This window comes from Marinobacterium sp. xm-g-48 (assembly GCF_013282925.1).
Lineage (GTDB): Bacteria > Pseudomonadota > Gammaproteobacteria > Pseudomonadales > Balneatricaceae > Marinobacterium_E.
In genome coordinates, this window is the sequence record NZ_WBYQ01000004.1 from 15,786 (window position 1) to 30,064 (window position 14,279).

Sequence of the window (14,279 nt, forward strand, 5' to 3'; positions counted from 1 at the left end):
AAATACTCTCCTACCCTCTACTATGCGATTAATTGCAGTATAGCGTTAACTGTCGAAATGAGCGTGACTCAGCGCAATTAAGGGCGATTAAACGATGCGAGTGGATAATAAAAATTTACAAACACCCATCAAGTCGTTATATTCAAAACTGCTAATTAAGCAAATCAACATCCCTTTTGGGACAGATCAATACCGAGTTCAATTATGACAGATACACAACGCCTACCCGCAGACACATTAGAGCTAATGCGTGAAAACTCAAAAGAGGCCGCGCGCTTGATGAAGGCACTCGCGAACGGTAGTCGCTTGATGATTCTTTGCTACTTGGAAGGTAAAGAGCTCTCTGTCACCGAACTAAACGAGCATCTGGATCTTAGCCAGTCTGCCCTGTCACAACACCTAGCGGTGCTGCGTCGTGATGGCCTAGTTAAAACTCGTCGAGATTCGCAAACGATCTACTACTCACTTGAAGGCGATCGTGCACAACGAATTATCAGCACTCTGCACGGTATGTACTGCGGTATTTAAATCAATAGCATGTACAACAGGCTGCCCAGCGCAATGCTGAGCAGCGCATTTTTGCTCAACCACTGAGTCACGGCTACCAGTATTAAACTTCCCAGACTGATTACCCACTGTTGATTGGCCATCGGCAGATCAGAGACCGCATACACCACCAACAGCACCATCAAAACCGGTGGCAGATAGCGACCCAGATACTCCAGTAGTGGGTGCTGACTGTGACGCGATAAAAAGAGAAACGGTAGCGCACGTGTTGCCACTGTTGCCAACGCTGCTAACGCTATAAAGCTGATCAGATAGAGTGACTGGTCCATCGCTGCCTCAAGTAGTTAATTAACATTAGAACCAGTGCGGTAGTGATCGATAGCAACAGCATCTGATCTTGCCAAAGCCAAATGGCGATCAGCCCAATCAAACAGGCTATCAACATCAAACCCGCCGCTCTATGCGTTCGATACTGTTCAACGGCCAGTACCACGAACAGTGCTGGCAGCACTATCTCCAAACCTAAATCGGGCAGTGTCAGTTGAGCACCCAATAGTGCACCAATCAATGTACCCAAAACCCAGTAGCTCTGATTGATGCCTGCCAAGCGCCAATAATCTTGCTGCTGCAGGCCGCTCTCTTTTGGCAGCCCGGTTATCAGTGAGAAGGTCTCATCGGTCAATGCAAAGACCATGTAGGCCTTACGCCACCCAGTAAGCTTTAGCGAAGATAGCAGTGTCAGGCCATAGAAGATGTGCCGACTGTTCAGGAGGAAAACAGCCACAAACACTTCTAACAGCCCTGCATGATTGGCAATCAAACCCACCGATAAAAACTGGGCAGAGCCGGCAAACACAATGACGCTGAATGCGACGGCCCAATACCAATCCAATCCCAACTCGGTGACAAACAGCACGCCGAAGGCCATCCCAAGTGGAAGGTAGCCAAATAGAACCGGCAATGAGAGTCTAAAAAGATGCATGCATTCACTTCTCGTAAAAAAGCGATCCTCGCTCAGGCTCTTGATCAGGTCAACTTTATAGATAGTTAAAATATCGATTTTTATTGAAATCAGATTGAAAAAATTAATTTTCTCAAAATTCTAAGCATGAACTATATTCCGCATTAACGGTAACCCTCGACCGTGACTAGCGTCAGAACTGAGCGATCAATTTTATAGAGTGAGATTAAGAGATGGGCAGCAAAGTCCGTGTCGATGAAAAGATCGAAGACCTCGACGATTGGAATGATCAATTCGAAGAGCAAGAGAGCCAACGTAACCGATCCAGATACAATGCTAAGCGCAGACGTCAGATCGAAGATATTATGGATGATCGCGTTCTAGCCAGTCAGTTACGTGACGCTTACGACGAACTTTACTAGGCTCCCCGTACCACCTAAGTCTTAATAAAAAAGGTTGTGGTCAAAGTTTAACTTTGTTTATATGGAGTTGACTGAAGTTGACCTTAATTATTGAGGGCAAGTTCGGCACACCCGACCGGTGGCAGTATCAATAGCTGACACCGGTCGACCTCTTCTTCTTTCCCTACTTCGCTTCTGATACTATCTCAGCTCAAATTTATCCATTTGTAAGGTTTCGTTATGAGTAAGTTTTGGAGCCCGCAGATCAATGATCTCGTTCCTTATACACCCGGTGAACAACCTAAGGTTGCCAACTTAGTTAAACTCAACACCAATGAGAATCCTTACCCCCCTGCACATGGGGTTCAGGAAGTGTTAAACGCGTTTGAGACCGATCGCTTACGCCTCTATCCAGATCCTGAGTCTTCTGCGCTCATCAACGAGCTTTCAACCACTCTGGGTGTGCCTAACGAAAATCTATTTGTCGGTAATGGCTCAGACGAAGTGTTGGCTCATGCGTTTATGGCTTTCTTCCGTCAAGAGAAGCCACTGGTCAAACCAGACATCACTTACAGCTTCTACGACGTTTATGCCGATCTTTATAGAATTGATATTAAAAATCAAAAACTTAATGATGACTTCTCAATTTCTTTAGAAGATTACCCACTGGATAATGGCGGTATCATTTTTGCCAACCCGAATGCTCCGACTGGGTTAGCTCTGCCGTTAGAGCAGATCAAAAACCTACTCGATCGCAACACTGAAACAGTTGTATTGGTGGATGAAGCGTACGTCGATTTTGGTGGCGAATCGGCCATTGAGCTAGTGAATCAATACCCCAACCTAGTGGTGACACAGACCTTCTCTAAGTCGCGTTCACTTGCTGGTTTGCGCATCGGTTATGCCGTCGCACAACCCCATCTGATCGACGGTTTGAACAGGGTTAAAAACTCCTTCAACAGCTACCCTATGGATATGCTCGCGATCGCTGCTGGTGTTGCCTCATTGAAAGATAGCGCCTACTTCACGGAGATGTGTGAAAAAATCATCGCAACGCGCGAGACCACTCGTGATCGCCTTGAAAAGTTAGGTTTCAACATACTTCCATCAGCAACCAACTTCCTCTTTGCCGAGCACCGGTTTATTGAGGGGGGTGAGTTGATGGGCTATTTACGTACTAAAGGGGTGTTAGTTCGCCACTTCAGTCGCCCTGAGATCGCGAACTTCCTTCGCATCACCATTGGTACCGATGCTGAGATGGATGCATTGATCGACGCACTCAAATCGCACCCTGATATGGTCGAGCTAGACGCTTGAACCAATCAATAGCGTCACAACAGGACTCACACAAAGAGTATCGACAAGGACTCTTCCAAGGCACCCTAGCTTATCTAATCTGGGGCTGCTTTGGACTCTACTTTACCCTACTCGCCGAGGTACCCGCCGACGAGGTGTTAGCACACCGTATAGTCTGGTGTGTGCTCTTTGTTGGCTTGCTGATTCTTCTACAGAAAAAAATCCGTTCCACCTGGACGATGTTAACGTCCAAGAAGACGCTGTTCTGGTTAAGCATTTCATCACTGCTCATTAGTGGTAACTGGTGGATCTATATCTGGGCGGTAGGCAGTGGCCAAGTGATCGCGGCCAGTCTGGGATATTTTCTGTCACCTTTGGTTGCGGTGTTGTTGGGGCTGATCTTTTTTAAAGAGCAACTCAATAGGCTACAAAAAACATCGGTCTTTTTTGCCTCTGTCGGGGTCTTATGGCAGATAGTCGCCATTGGCGAGTTCCCATGGATCGCTGTTAGCCTCTCGCTGCTGTTCGGCTTTTACGGCGTCGTGCGTAAGCAGATAGCGGTCGATTCAGTCAGCGGATTGTTGATTGAGACCCTAATCATGTTGCCGATCGCTCTGATCTACCTAAGCTTGCTAGCCACCCAGGGTGTTGATCATTTCGGAGCATTCACTTGGGAGTTAATCGGTGCCGGCGTCATGACCGCTGTTCCACTGATGCTGTTTGCCTCTGCCGCCAGAAAGCTTCCGTTAGGTACCGTAGGCTTCCTAAACTACATCGCCCCGATCATGCAGTTTCTTAGCGCTGTGTTCATTTTGAACGAAGCCTTCGGCATCGATCGTTTTATCAGCTTTGCTTTTATTTGGGTGGGGCTAATCGTGTTCAGTGTGGATCTTTTTCGTAAGGCTAAGGCAAACGGTTAACAGCGGTGTCAGACCAGAGGTCAGACACCGGAGTATCAAACTTGCACGCAGCTGCGGGTCTGACCTTTGGTCTGACCCAACTCTTTCCGCGTCTTCCAGATAAACAGTAAAATTGACCAGCGGATGACAGGCTGAAGGCCAGTCACCTGAAATAGTAATCGCGGCCTTTTAAAAGCCGCGAACAAAAAAGGCCTGACAGTGTCAGGCCTTTTTGCTTCAAGTGGAGTGTTTAAGCACTCAACTCTAACAGCAGTTTGTTCAGACGAGCTGTGTAAGCTGCTGGATCCTCTAGCTGACCGCCGGTCGCTAGTTGAGCTTGATCCAATAGAATCATTGCCAGATCAGCAAAACGATCTTCATCGGACTCTTGATCAAGCTTACCGATCAGTGGGTGCTCTGCGTTGAACTCAAAGACGGGTTTAGTCTCTGGAACTGCTTGGCCAGCCGCTTCCATGATACGACGCATCTGTAGACCCATATCGTAATCCCCAAGCACCAGACAGGCTGGAGAGTCGGTTAGACGCTGTGAGACACGGACAGAGTCGACACGGTCGGTAAATACACCGCCAAGACGTTCAATCAGTGATGCGTACTGCTCGTTCTGCTCCTCTTGAGCTTTTTTGCTCTCTTCAGACTCTTCACCATCCAGTTTCAACTCGCCTTTGGTGACGTCTTGGAACGACTTGCCTGAGTAGTCCATCAAGTGGCTCATCATCCACTCATCAATGCGATCAGTCAGAAGCAGCACTTCAATGCCCTTCTTACGGAAGATCTCTAGATGTGGGCTCGCTTTAGCCGCGTTGTAGTTATCGGCGACTAGGTAGTAGATCTTCTCTTGATCTTCGCCCATACGCTCTATGTAGCTGTCTAGGCTGACGTTCTGATCGCCGTTGCTGTTCTCGGTCGATGCAAAACGCATTAGCTTAAGAATGCGCTCACGATTCGCATGATCTTCCGCAGGGCCCTCTTTCAAGACCTGACCAAACTCTTTCCAGAACTCTAGGTACTTCTCGGCATCCTTCTTAGCGAACTTCTCGATCATATCGAGGCTTCGCTTAGTCAGAGCGGACTTCAGCTTATCAACGTTTGGATCTTTCTGAAGAATCTCACGAGAGACGTTTAGTGATAGGTTTTTCGAATCAACGACACCTTTAATGAAGCGCAGGTAGAGCGGCAAGAACTGATCCGCTTGATCCATGATAAAGACACGCTGAATGTAGAGCTTAAGCCCTTTAGGTGCTTCACGGTTCCAAAGATCATACGGTGCTTTGGACGGTAGGTAGAGAAGACTGGTGTACTCTAAGTTACCCTCAACGCGGTTGTGGGCCCAGCTAATTGGCTCCTGGAAATCATGAGAGACGTGCTGGTAGAAGTTTTTGTACTCCTCCTCGGTCACCTCTGACTTGTTCTTAGTCCACAATGCCGTTGCGCTGTTAACCGTTTCGATCTCAGGCGCATCCTTTGATGACTCCTCATCACCCTCTGCCGGCATGGGCTGTTTCTCCATCTGCACAGGCATCGCGATGTGATCTGAGTATTTGGTGACTAGAGAGCGAAGGCGCCAATCGCTGGCAAACTCTTTCGCATCCTCTTTCAGAGTCATGACGATACGCGTGCCACGCTCGGGCTTGTCGATGGTTGCGATATCGAACTCGCCTTCACCCTTAGAGGACCAGTGAACACCCTCTGCCGCGTCTAGACCAGCACGACGGGTGTATAGATCAACCTGATCAGCCACAATAAAGGCCGAGTAGAAACCGACACCAAACTGACCGATCAGTTGTGAATCTTTTGCAGCATCGCCGGTCAGATTTTGCAGGAAGCTAGCGGTACCTGATTTAGCGATGGTACCTAGGTGCTCAATGACCTCATCGCGCGACATACCGATGCCGTTATCTTCGATGGTAATGGTATTGTTCTCTTCATCAGCAGAGACGCGAATACGCAGTTCACCATCGTTTTCGTAGAGGTCGGCGTTAGACAAGGCTTCAAAGCGTAGCTTTTCAGCCGCATCTGAAGCGTTGGAGATCAATTCACGTAGGAAGATCTCTTTATTAGAGTATAGAGAGTGAATCATCAGCTGCAGCAGCTGTTTCACTTCGGTTTGAAAGCCAAGAGTTTCTTGTTTCGTTTCGGTTGTCATAGCTTAGACCTGAATTCCCAAGTTACTGATTAACACTCCATCAGATATGGGGGATGCCGATCTAATTTCAACCCTTGGCGTTGATATCAGTACTCATCATTAAGGTTCTTAGCGTCGAAGAGCTGAATTCACGACGATAGAGAATCCAGACAACCACTGCACACAAGAACATAAAGAGCCAGGTATTGACCATCCACCCTAGCACTGCGATGGCAAAGTAGTAGGTTCGTAGGCCGGCATTAAAGTTATTTGCCGCCATACTGGCCATGCGAGCCGAGCGTTCTGCGTGCATATCGAGAGTCCGTGGATCGGCATTCTCTTTGGGGTTGGGGCCGCCACCAATCATGACCGAGACAAATCCATACTGGCGAATAGACCAGGTGAACTTAAAGAAGGCGTATACAAACATCACCATCAGCACGATGATGCGCAGGTCCCATTGCAGTCGAGTCATCGGCTCTGTGAACGGCAGTTCAGACAGAAGGTCGATCGCCATATCAGAGCGAGAGAGCAGGGTCAGAAGGCCGGCCAAAATCAGCATGGTGGTGCTGGCAAAGAAGGTGACACCGCGCTCAAGATTGGTGATCGTTGTGGTATCAGCCACCCTCACCTCACGATCCAGCGCCGCGCGCATCCACTCCTTACGATAGAGGTGCATTAGGCTAGCCAGACAGGTAACACGATAACTGGCTCGCTTAGCGTAGATGAAATAGCCGTTAAAACAGAACAAAAACCAGATCAATGCGACCAGGTCCAGATTGAGTGAGATCAGCATCTCTAACAATGAGTTCATGCATTGCCTCCTTGCTTCACTTGACGCTGTGCTGCCGTTAAGGCGCGATCCAACGCGTTGGCAAACTCACGACGATCTGCCTGACTCATACCCGATTGGCCACCAGACTGAATACCGCTAGCGCGCATGGTTTCGTAGAAGTCACGCAGATTGAGGCGCGCTTTGATGTTCTCTTTCGTTAAGGCCTCGCCACGATGGGTAAGTACGCGAGCCCCTTTATCGATCAGATCATTAGCCAACGGCAGATCTGTAGCGATGACAAGATCACCAGCGGTCACTCGATCAACGATCTCTTGATCAGCCTGATCGGCACCCTGAGGGACTCGACGCCAGTTTAAATAGGGGGAATTAGGTAACTGATAGAAGTGGTTTGCAACGAACTCCATCTCTACTTTTCGATTGAGTGCTGCCTTGATGAGAATATCTCTAATCACCACAGGACACGCATCCGCATCAACCCAAACTTTCACACTCATTCCTTGAAATCTAAGAAGCGTTCAGTATCCCCTCTTCCCCGTCGAGAAAACAAGCCTGAAACTGATATAGATGATCAATTTCACACAATTGGTGAGAGATAGGGGAAGTCAGATGGGGCCCTACTCGATTTTTGGGACGGTAACTGGTGTTGTTCATTAACTCAAACACACTCGAATCGATCGTCTCAAAGCGATTCTGACAAGTACCTATTGGACGCCAATGGCGATCGCTAAACCAGTCATACAGCCCACCCAAAAACAGATCATAGGAGTCGTGAGGCAGTTCAAAGTTAGAGGTTTGAGTCTTCACAGACTCAGCATCCAGCTTCAGACCCGAGTGAATCAGTGACTCGCATATCCATTGGCAAGAGTGGGTTGAGAGCGTTGAGTCTGTCCCTCCGCCAACATCCCCATGCGATCCGGCAAACCATCTTTGCTCAACGATCTGATTCTCTTCAAGCTTGGGTGACCAGAGTGTCGGTATGAAATCTGCACGATGCTCATCAATGGCTAGTGCTTGAAAGCCCCGCTTCACATTGGAAGCTAAGCGTGTGTCATGAAAGCCCCACAAATAGTGGTTTAACTGTTTAAAGCTACCCAATGGAATGCCCAACGACCCGACGGTATCCCAAACGGCAATCGCCTCAATCTGTATCGGGGTGGCAAACTGGGCTTTGAATCGATTTTGTTCACGACGGGTGCCGCGTCTGTAGAGCTGGTAGCAGGAATCGAATTGCTCTAGATGCTCAAATTTAAGCAGACCCAATCGATCAATAAGACCCGACAGGCTTCTCGCCGCAAATGCCCCTCGACTGTAGCCGACCAGGTAGACCCGATCGCCCGTTTGGTAGTGCTCCATCAACCATAGATAGGCTTCGGCTATCTTGTCAGAGAGCCCCCAACCAAAGATGCCTCCTCTAATCTGTTGCCAGGCTGAAGTACCAACGCCGGGGAGATAATGAACCTGTTGTGGAATATCTGTGTCTGAATTGTGAAGAGCCTCAACTAAGCGCACAACATGGCTGTTTTGATCGCCATCACTCAAATCCGAATCGGTTTTTTGCCAAGTACCATCAAAGGCCAGCAGTAAATTGCGCACCAGGCTCTCCTATCGTTTTTAAAAGTACTGTGCGCTTTAGGTTGCTATGACGAGCAGGTTAAGAAGATTCCCTCTGCCCACTTCGGTGGAGCATCTGCATAGTCTGCCAGTGGCACATAGTACTTAGTGGGTTCACGAACCATGGCAAGCAGATGATTCACGCGTTGATAGTCACCTTCGTGAGCGTCGCGAATCGCCTCTTCACACATGTAGTTACGTAAAATATAGACAGGGTTTAAGGTTTTTGCGTAATCCAGACGTGATTTTATTGTCTCCTCTTCTGTATGACGTTCCGCATAAAAACGGCTTAACCACTCTGAATAGGATTCGGGGCTATCTACTTCAGCCCCCAAAGCGTCGCCCTTCTCTAGATCCGTTAAAGCTAGAATAAAACGATTGAGATCACCCTGCTGTTTTTCTAACAACGCGAGCATCTCATCGATCAGCGCTTTATGAGTAACCCCTGGATTCGGTAGTGCCAATCGCTGAGAGAACTTAGTGTAGTAGGCGTCAAAATAGAGCGTTGAGAATCTCTCGAGTTGAGCCTCCAAGTCGGATTTATCAATCAGAGGGATTAACGCCTGAGCTAAGGCCGCAAGATTCCACTGCATGATGCTCGGTTGATTACTGAACGCGTATCGACCTCTGTCATCGTTCTTATTTGCGATGTGGTCCGGCTCGTATCGATCCATAAAGGTAAACGGACCATAGTCAAAGGTCTCGCCTATGATCGACATATTGTCGGTGTTCATCACGGCATGAACAAACCCGTAACTCTGCCACTGTGCAACCAGGTAGGCACTGCGTTCAACCACCTGTTGATACATGAACAGGTAGGGATTTTCAGCCTGTTTCGCGTCAGGGTAGTAACGATCGATCACGTAATCGGCCAGCTGTCTAAGGTCCTCATGCTGACCTGAATAGTAGAAGTACTCAAAGTGGCCAAAACGTATATGACAAGGTGTCACCCTAAGCACTTGAGCACAGGGCTCTGCCCCATTTCGTAGGGTAAACTCCTCACTGCCAAAAATAGCCAACGCACGTGTGGTGGGAATACCCAGACCAAACATCGCTTCACTAACAAGGTACTCACGAATGCTGGAGCGAAGTACCGCTTTACCATCAGCAAAGCGCGAATAGGCGGTTTTACCTGCCCCTTTAAGGTGGAAATCCCATCGATTGCCAGCAGGGTCTAGATGCTCGCCGAGCAAGATACCACGCCCATCACCGAGATCTGGGTTATAGACACCGAACTGGTGACCTGTGTATTTCATGGCCAAGGGTTCAGCACCCTCAGGGCCCTGCTCAGTGGTGAAGGTATCCACCAACTGACTGGGCGCCCATTCACAGGGATTTAGCCCTAATGTTTGAGCCAGAGGTGCATTGAAGCTGATTAGATGAGTGTTCTTTAACGGAGTGACAGAGACCGACTGATACCAGTGAGAAGGTAAACGGGCATAGCTGTTATCGAAATTGAGCTTAGACATGGCTAATCCTCAAACTTATGAGCCTCTGAGGTAATGCTCTCTAGACGATTGCCAAGCAAAACAACTTGGCCACGGTAGCGTTGATCGCCGGTCGTGGTGAACTCAAACTGATATCGACGCCAAGGTGCCAAGCGGCCTCTATCATCTCGTTTTAGCCAAAGTGCACGCAGTGAGACGTTTTGGTCCAACAACTGCAGATCCAACTTGTTGCAGTAACTCTCAACTGCATTCAGTGCGCGCTCTCTAACGGCTAGGCCTTTGTACCAAACATAGATAACACCTGCGACTAGAGTCAGGAGAAAGAGATCGGTAAGTTCAATAAACACGCTGATGGCCTATAAAGTGTGAGAATGTCGACAGTCTAATCAAGCATCTTTATTTAGTATAGAGTCGATCGTATCGCCAACGTGCCCAGCGCTTATAAGCCAGATTAGCTATGGGCTTGATGATTGGCCAACCAAGGATGCGCCAAATCCAGCCCCAGCGGGTATGTTGCCAAGCGGCTATGTTCGCGTCGATTCCAGTTACCCACTGTTCACCACGCTGCAGATGAAGAACCTTGAGCATGTTAATGCGTTCTTCTTCTGTCAGTTGATCCGATACCTCATGGATATCTTGGAGTTCTAACTGTTCGCCCTTAATGACTGCCAACTTATCCATCTCGGCAACACAGAGCGAACATTTTCCGTCGTAGTAGAGTGTCTCTTTCATGTAATAAGATACGAAACACTTCTCAAAGCGGATGACCGGATAACCTGTCGATTAAAACAGATTACAGATCGCGGTTGACTGGCTTTTTGCGATTGCCACCAAAACGGCGAGGTTTACGTTTGGGTGTACCATCAGCCGGTCTATTGCGCCTTGGCTGATTTTGACGCGGTGCTGGTTGTGCTGATGCACCCTCCGCTTTCTGCTTTGGCTTTTTAGGTTTTTTCGGCTTCAACGGCGGTTGTAGCTTAGATTCTGGCAGTGGGTTGTTCGGCGCAAATCCCTTCAAGTCGCGACGTTCCAGAAGTTTCTGCGTCAAGCGCTCGATCGCTCGAAGCTGATCAAACTCATCAATTGAGACCAGTGATACCGCCTGACCCACACTGCCGGCACGACCGGTACGGCCGATACGGTGTACATAATCTTCTGCCACGTTGGGAAGATCAAAGTTAATCACGTGAGGCAGCTCTTTGATATCGATACCGCGTGCCGCAATGTCGGTAGCTACAAGGATCTGAATATCGCCCTGTTTAAAGGCCTGCAATGCACGCGTGCGAGCACCCTGACTCTTATTGCCATGGATAGCCGCTGCAGTAATACCCGCCTTATCCAGCTGAACGACTAGACGGTTTGCACCATGCTTAGTTCGGCTGAAGACCAGTACCTGAAACCAGTTGTTAGTCTTGATCAAATCGATGAGAGCCGCTGTCTTGCTCTTCTTATCAACCCCAATGACCCACTGCTCAACGGTGTGAGCGGTCGCATTTTCTGGTGATACCGAGACCTCTACTGGGTTGTTGACGATGTCGTGAGCCAGCTCTTTGATCTCTGGGGAGAAGGTCGCAGAGAACATTAGGTTCTGACGCTGCTTAGGCAGCAAGTTAAGGATCTTACGAATGTCACGAATAAAGCCCATGTCGAGCATGCGATCAGCTTCATCCAATACCAGCACTTCTAGCTGATCAAAACGAACTGCATTCTGCGAGTAGAGATCTAAAAGACGACCCGGTGTCGCGATCAATATGTCCGTGCCAGAGCGAAGCTTTTGCATCTGTGGGTTGATCTTAACCCCACCAAAAACCACATTGCTCTTGAGGTCGGTGTATTTGCCATAGAACTCAGCATTGTCTTGGATCTGAGCCGCCAGTTCACGAGTCGGTGTCAGCACTAATGAACGAACATTGTTGCTTTTTACCTTAGGGCCAGATTGCAATCTCTCGAGCAGAGGCAGAATAAAGCTAGCAGTTTTACCCGTTCCCGTTTGCGCAGCCGCCATAACGTCCTTACCGGACATCACGGCAGGAATGCCTTCACGTTGAATAGGAGTCGCTTCTGAATAGCCTTTTTCAGCTATTGCACGGGTAAGAGGAGCCGAAAGGCCAAGAGATTCGAAAGACATGAGGACACTCAAAATATTAAGGCGCGCACAGTAACATAAAGCGTGGCCAGGCACACGTGAAAAACCATTGTGCTCGTTCTCAGTCGGACGGGGATCAGGGTGCCTGATTCGAATCAGGCACTGTTGGAGCGGTCTTGAAAAGGCCGCGATCCCGCTTTCAATGTCAAAAGCAAATACCCAGCCTAAAGGCTGGCCATTGGCACTTTTTGGTCAGCAAAAAGTACCCAAAAACTGACCACGCTCACTCGGCCTGCGGCACGCTCCGTTCAATGCTTTTTCACTGAAGTCCAATAGGACACTGCAAAGTCGGCTCCTGCCTCCGTTGCAGACTTCGGCCATCCGGGCCTCAGCCGATTGAACTCTTAACCGTGAAAAACCATCGTACTCACTCTCGATCGGACGTGGACGACTGGCACGAGATTAGAATCTGGCACCCTGTTCCCCGTCCGACTGAGAACGAGCTAACTTGAATAGGCGAAGCGATGTTTTTGACATTTCGCTTCGACCTTAGGGCTAGCTCCAGTAGGACTCCGTTGCGGGCTTATCGCGAAGTCAAATTGTAGGAGGGAATTCAGCTCTGCTGAAACCCCGATCGATTTCAACAGCGGGTGACAGGCTGAAAGCCAGTCACCATAGTTCGTAGGAAGATCAGCGCTCCAGTGACTGGCTTTAGCCTGTCACCTGCTTCAATTTAAACCTTTCTCCACGAGAACCAAGCCGCTAGCAGTGCGGTTAGCAACGATACTATCAGGGCATTGGTTGTGACACTTTCGAGAAGCTGTGGATCAGACTCCCCTATTGCGGCGCCAGCAAAGTAGAGTCCTAGTAACAGGGTAATCACCGCCATTCCGATCAACTGGCCACTCTGTCTCGATAGACTGAGGATGGCTGAGCCTATACCCATTCGCTCTGCAGGGAGTGTTGCCAGTGCGGCGGAGTTGTTTGGGGTAGAGAACATGCCATGGCCCGTTCCAATCACCATTATACAGAGCCCGATCACCCAAAGTGGTGTCTCGTGATTCATCAACGCTAACGCCAGTAAGCCAAGGGCTATGGACAAACTTCCTCCCGTCGCCAGTAGACGGTGCCCTATTCGATCAGAGACGCGTCCTGCCAGAGGCGCGATGATCGTCATCATCAACGCTTGAAGCATCATCAGCTGCCCAGTATCCGTTGGCGACAGTTGGCGGTTGTATTGCAGATAAAGTGACAAAATCAGGACAATGCCGTACTGGCTGGCGTACATAAACATGGCCGCGGTTGCAGAGTTGATGAAGGTTTTATTCTTCATCATCAAGTCGATTCTCACCAGTGGAAATGCCTGTTTGCCAGACCATTTGATGAAGAGATAACCCAGACCTACTCCTAAGAGTGCAAGCAACCAACCGTTGAGTTCAATCAGGCGAGTACTGCCAAAATAGAGAGCTGCAATGGCGGCTGAGAAAATGGCTGTACCGACCCAGTCGATCTTATGCTTTTCACTGCTTTTCCATTCACCCGGAATAAACAGTCGAATCGATAAAATGACCCCTAGCAATATCGGTACCGGCAATATAAACACAGATCGCCAGCCAAACAGATCGACCAACCAGCCACCTATTAGCGGGCCTGCAGTCATGCCGAGATAGACGGCTGATGTCATCCAACCCAAAGCGGCCCCTCGTCCACCTGCTGCGTAGATACGGGAGATCATGGCCATACCCGCGCTGGCTAGGATAGCCCCGGCAGCCCCCTGTACTACCCGCCCTGCTAGCAGTATTTCAATATTGGGTGCAAAAGCCGCCATGGCGCCACCCAACGCAAAGAGACCACAACTGATGAGGAAAGCCTTTTTAAGACCGATTAGATCCGATAGACGACCGCCTGGCAGTTGTGAGATCAAGCTCACCAGAAGGAAGATGGCTGGTATCCAACTGATCAATACCGCATTGACTTGAAGGTCTTGAGCAATGGCAGGTAGTGCGACCAGAGATGCCGACACGGCTAAAGGAAATTGCAGAATCGCTAGACTGAGGATAATCAGTGCTTTAAGTCGAGCTTTTGAATAACGCTGATAGTAACGCGCAAACTGTGTCATCTAACGTCCTTG

At 49.0% G+C, this 14,279-nt stretch carries 15 protein-coding genes; 4 read left to right on the forward strand and 11 right to left on the reverse strand.

The annotated features are described in order from the left end of the window. Nucleotides 1-204 precede the first annotated feature (204 nt). Entirely contained in the window at nucleotides 205-528 is a 324-nt protein-coding gene (locus XMG48_RS07770; protein ID WP_254442871.1) for a metalloregulator ArsR/SmtB family transcription factor, read from the forward strand. On the opposite strand, the gene XMG48_RS07775 is transcribed toward XMG48_RS07770, so the two are convergent. Both XMG48_RS07775 and XMG48_RS07780 read right to left on the reverse strand, forming a co-directional pair. Continuing rightward, on the reverse strand, nucleotides 525-836 hold the full coding sequence (locus XMG48_RS07775) for a branched-chain amino acid transporter permease (RefSeq protein ID WP_173481496.1): 312 nt from the start codon (nucleotides 834-836) through the stop codon (nucleotides 525-527). The genes XMG48_RS07770 and XMG48_RS07775 overlap by 4 nt on opposite strands. Continuing rightward, on the reverse strand, nucleotides 815-1,489 hold the full coding sequence (locus XMG48_RS07780) for an AzlC family ABC transporter permease (RefSeq protein WP_173481497.1): 675 nt from the start codon (nucleotides 1,487-1,489) through the stop codon (nucleotides 815-817). Before XMG48_RS07780 ends, XMG48_RS07775 begins: the two co-directional genes overlap by 22 nt. Before the next feature lie 212 nt (nucleotides 1,490-1,701). On the opposite strand from XMG48_RS07780, the gene XMG48_RS07785 reads away from it, so the two are divergent. The 3 genes from XMG48_RS07785 (at nucleotide 1,702) to rarD (ending at nucleotide 4,085) form a co-directional block, all read left to right on the forward strand. Then, a complete protein-coding gene (locus XMG48_RS07785; protein WP_173481498.1) occupies nucleotides 1,702-1,890 on the forward strand; it encodes a PA3496 family putative envelope integrity protein in 189 nt (62 codons plus the stop codon). Between the two features lie 219 nt (nucleotides 1,891-2,109). Then, nucleotides 2,110-3,186, forward strand: a complete 1,077-nt coding sequence (hisC, locus tag XMG48_RS07790) for a histidinol-phosphate transaminase (protein ID WP_173481499.1) — start codon at nucleotides 2,110-2,112, stop codon at nucleotides 3,184-3,186. Then, the gene (gene rarD, locus XMG48_RS07795) at nucleotides 3,183-4,085 is read left to right on the forward strand and encodes an EamA family transporter RarD (protein WP_173481500.1); all 903 of its coding nucleotides are present in this window, start codon (nucleotides 3,183-3,185) and stop codon (nucleotides 4,083-4,085) included. Before hisC ends, rarD begins: the two co-directional genes overlap by 4 nt. A 229-nt stretch (nucleotides 4,086-4,314) precedes the next feature. Here the strand turns inward: rarD and htpG are convergent, their stop codons facing one another. From htpG to XMG48_RS07840, 9 genes are all read right to left on the reverse strand, one after another. Further along, a complete protein-coding gene (htpG, locus tag XMG48_RS07800) occupies nucleotides 4,315-6,228 on the reverse strand; it encodes a molecular chaperone HtpG (RefSeq protein WP_173481501.1) in 1,914 nt (637 codons plus the stop codon). Between the two features lie 67 nt (nucleotides 6,229-6,295). Beyond that, the gene (locus XMG48_RS07805; protein WP_173481502.1) at nucleotides 6,296-7,021 is read right to left on the reverse strand and encodes a DUF599 domain-containing protein; all 726 of its coding nucleotides are present in this window, start codon (nucleotides 7,019-7,021) and stop codon (nucleotides 6,296-6,298) included. Then, nucleotides 7,018-7,497: a YaiI/YqxD family protein gene (locus XMG48_RS07810; RefSeq protein ID WP_217363657.1), complete on the reverse strand. Its 480-nt coding sequence runs from the start codon at nucleotides 7,495-7,497 to the stop codon at nucleotides 7,018-7,020. The genes XMG48_RS07805 and XMG48_RS07810 overlap by 4 nt, the downstream gene beginning before the upstream one ends. A gap of 10 nt (nucleotides 7,498-7,507) precedes the next feature. Further along, nucleotides 7,508-8,596: a DUF2235 domain-containing protein gene (locus tag XMG48_RS07815; RefSeq protein WP_173481503.1), complete on the reverse strand. Its 1,089-nt coding sequence runs from the start codon at nucleotides 8,594-8,596 to the stop codon at nucleotides 7,508-7,510. 44 nt (nucleotides 8,597-8,640) lie between these two features. Beyond that, nucleotides 8,641-10,083, reverse strand: a complete 1,443-nt coding sequence (locus tag XMG48_RS07820; RefSeq protein ID WP_173481504.1) for a YdiU family protein — start codon at nucleotides 10,081-10,083, stop codon at nucleotides 8,641-8,643. A gap of 2 nt (nucleotides 10,084-10,085) precedes the next feature. Continuing rightward, nucleotides 10,086-10,409 (reverse strand): DUF3301 domain-containing protein, encoded by a 324-nt coding sequence (locus XMG48_RS07825; RefSeq protein ID WP_173481505.1) that lies wholly within the window; start codon nucleotides 10,407-10,409, stop codon nucleotides 10,086-10,088. Between the two features lie 49 nt (nucleotides 10,410-10,458). Beyond that, on the reverse strand, nucleotides 10,459-10,794 hold the full coding sequence (locus XMG48_RS07830) for a thiol-disulfide oxidoreductase DCC family protein (RefSeq protein WP_173481506.1): 336 nt from the start codon (nucleotides 10,792-10,794) through the stop codon (nucleotides 10,459-10,461). A 61-nt stretch (nucleotides 10,795-10,855) separates the two neighbouring features. Next, entirely contained in the window at nucleotides 10,856-12,190 is a 1,335-nt protein-coding gene (locus tag XMG48_RS07835) for a DEAD/DEAH box helicase (protein ID WP_173481507.1), read from the reverse strand. A 691-nt stretch (nucleotides 12,191-12,881) separates the two neighbouring features. After that, a complete protein-coding gene (locus XMG48_RS07840) occupies nucleotides 12,882-14,267 on the reverse strand; it encodes an MFS transporter (protein WP_173481508.1) in 1,386 nt (461 codons plus the stop codon). Nucleotides 14,268-14,279: the final 12 nt, after the last annotated feature.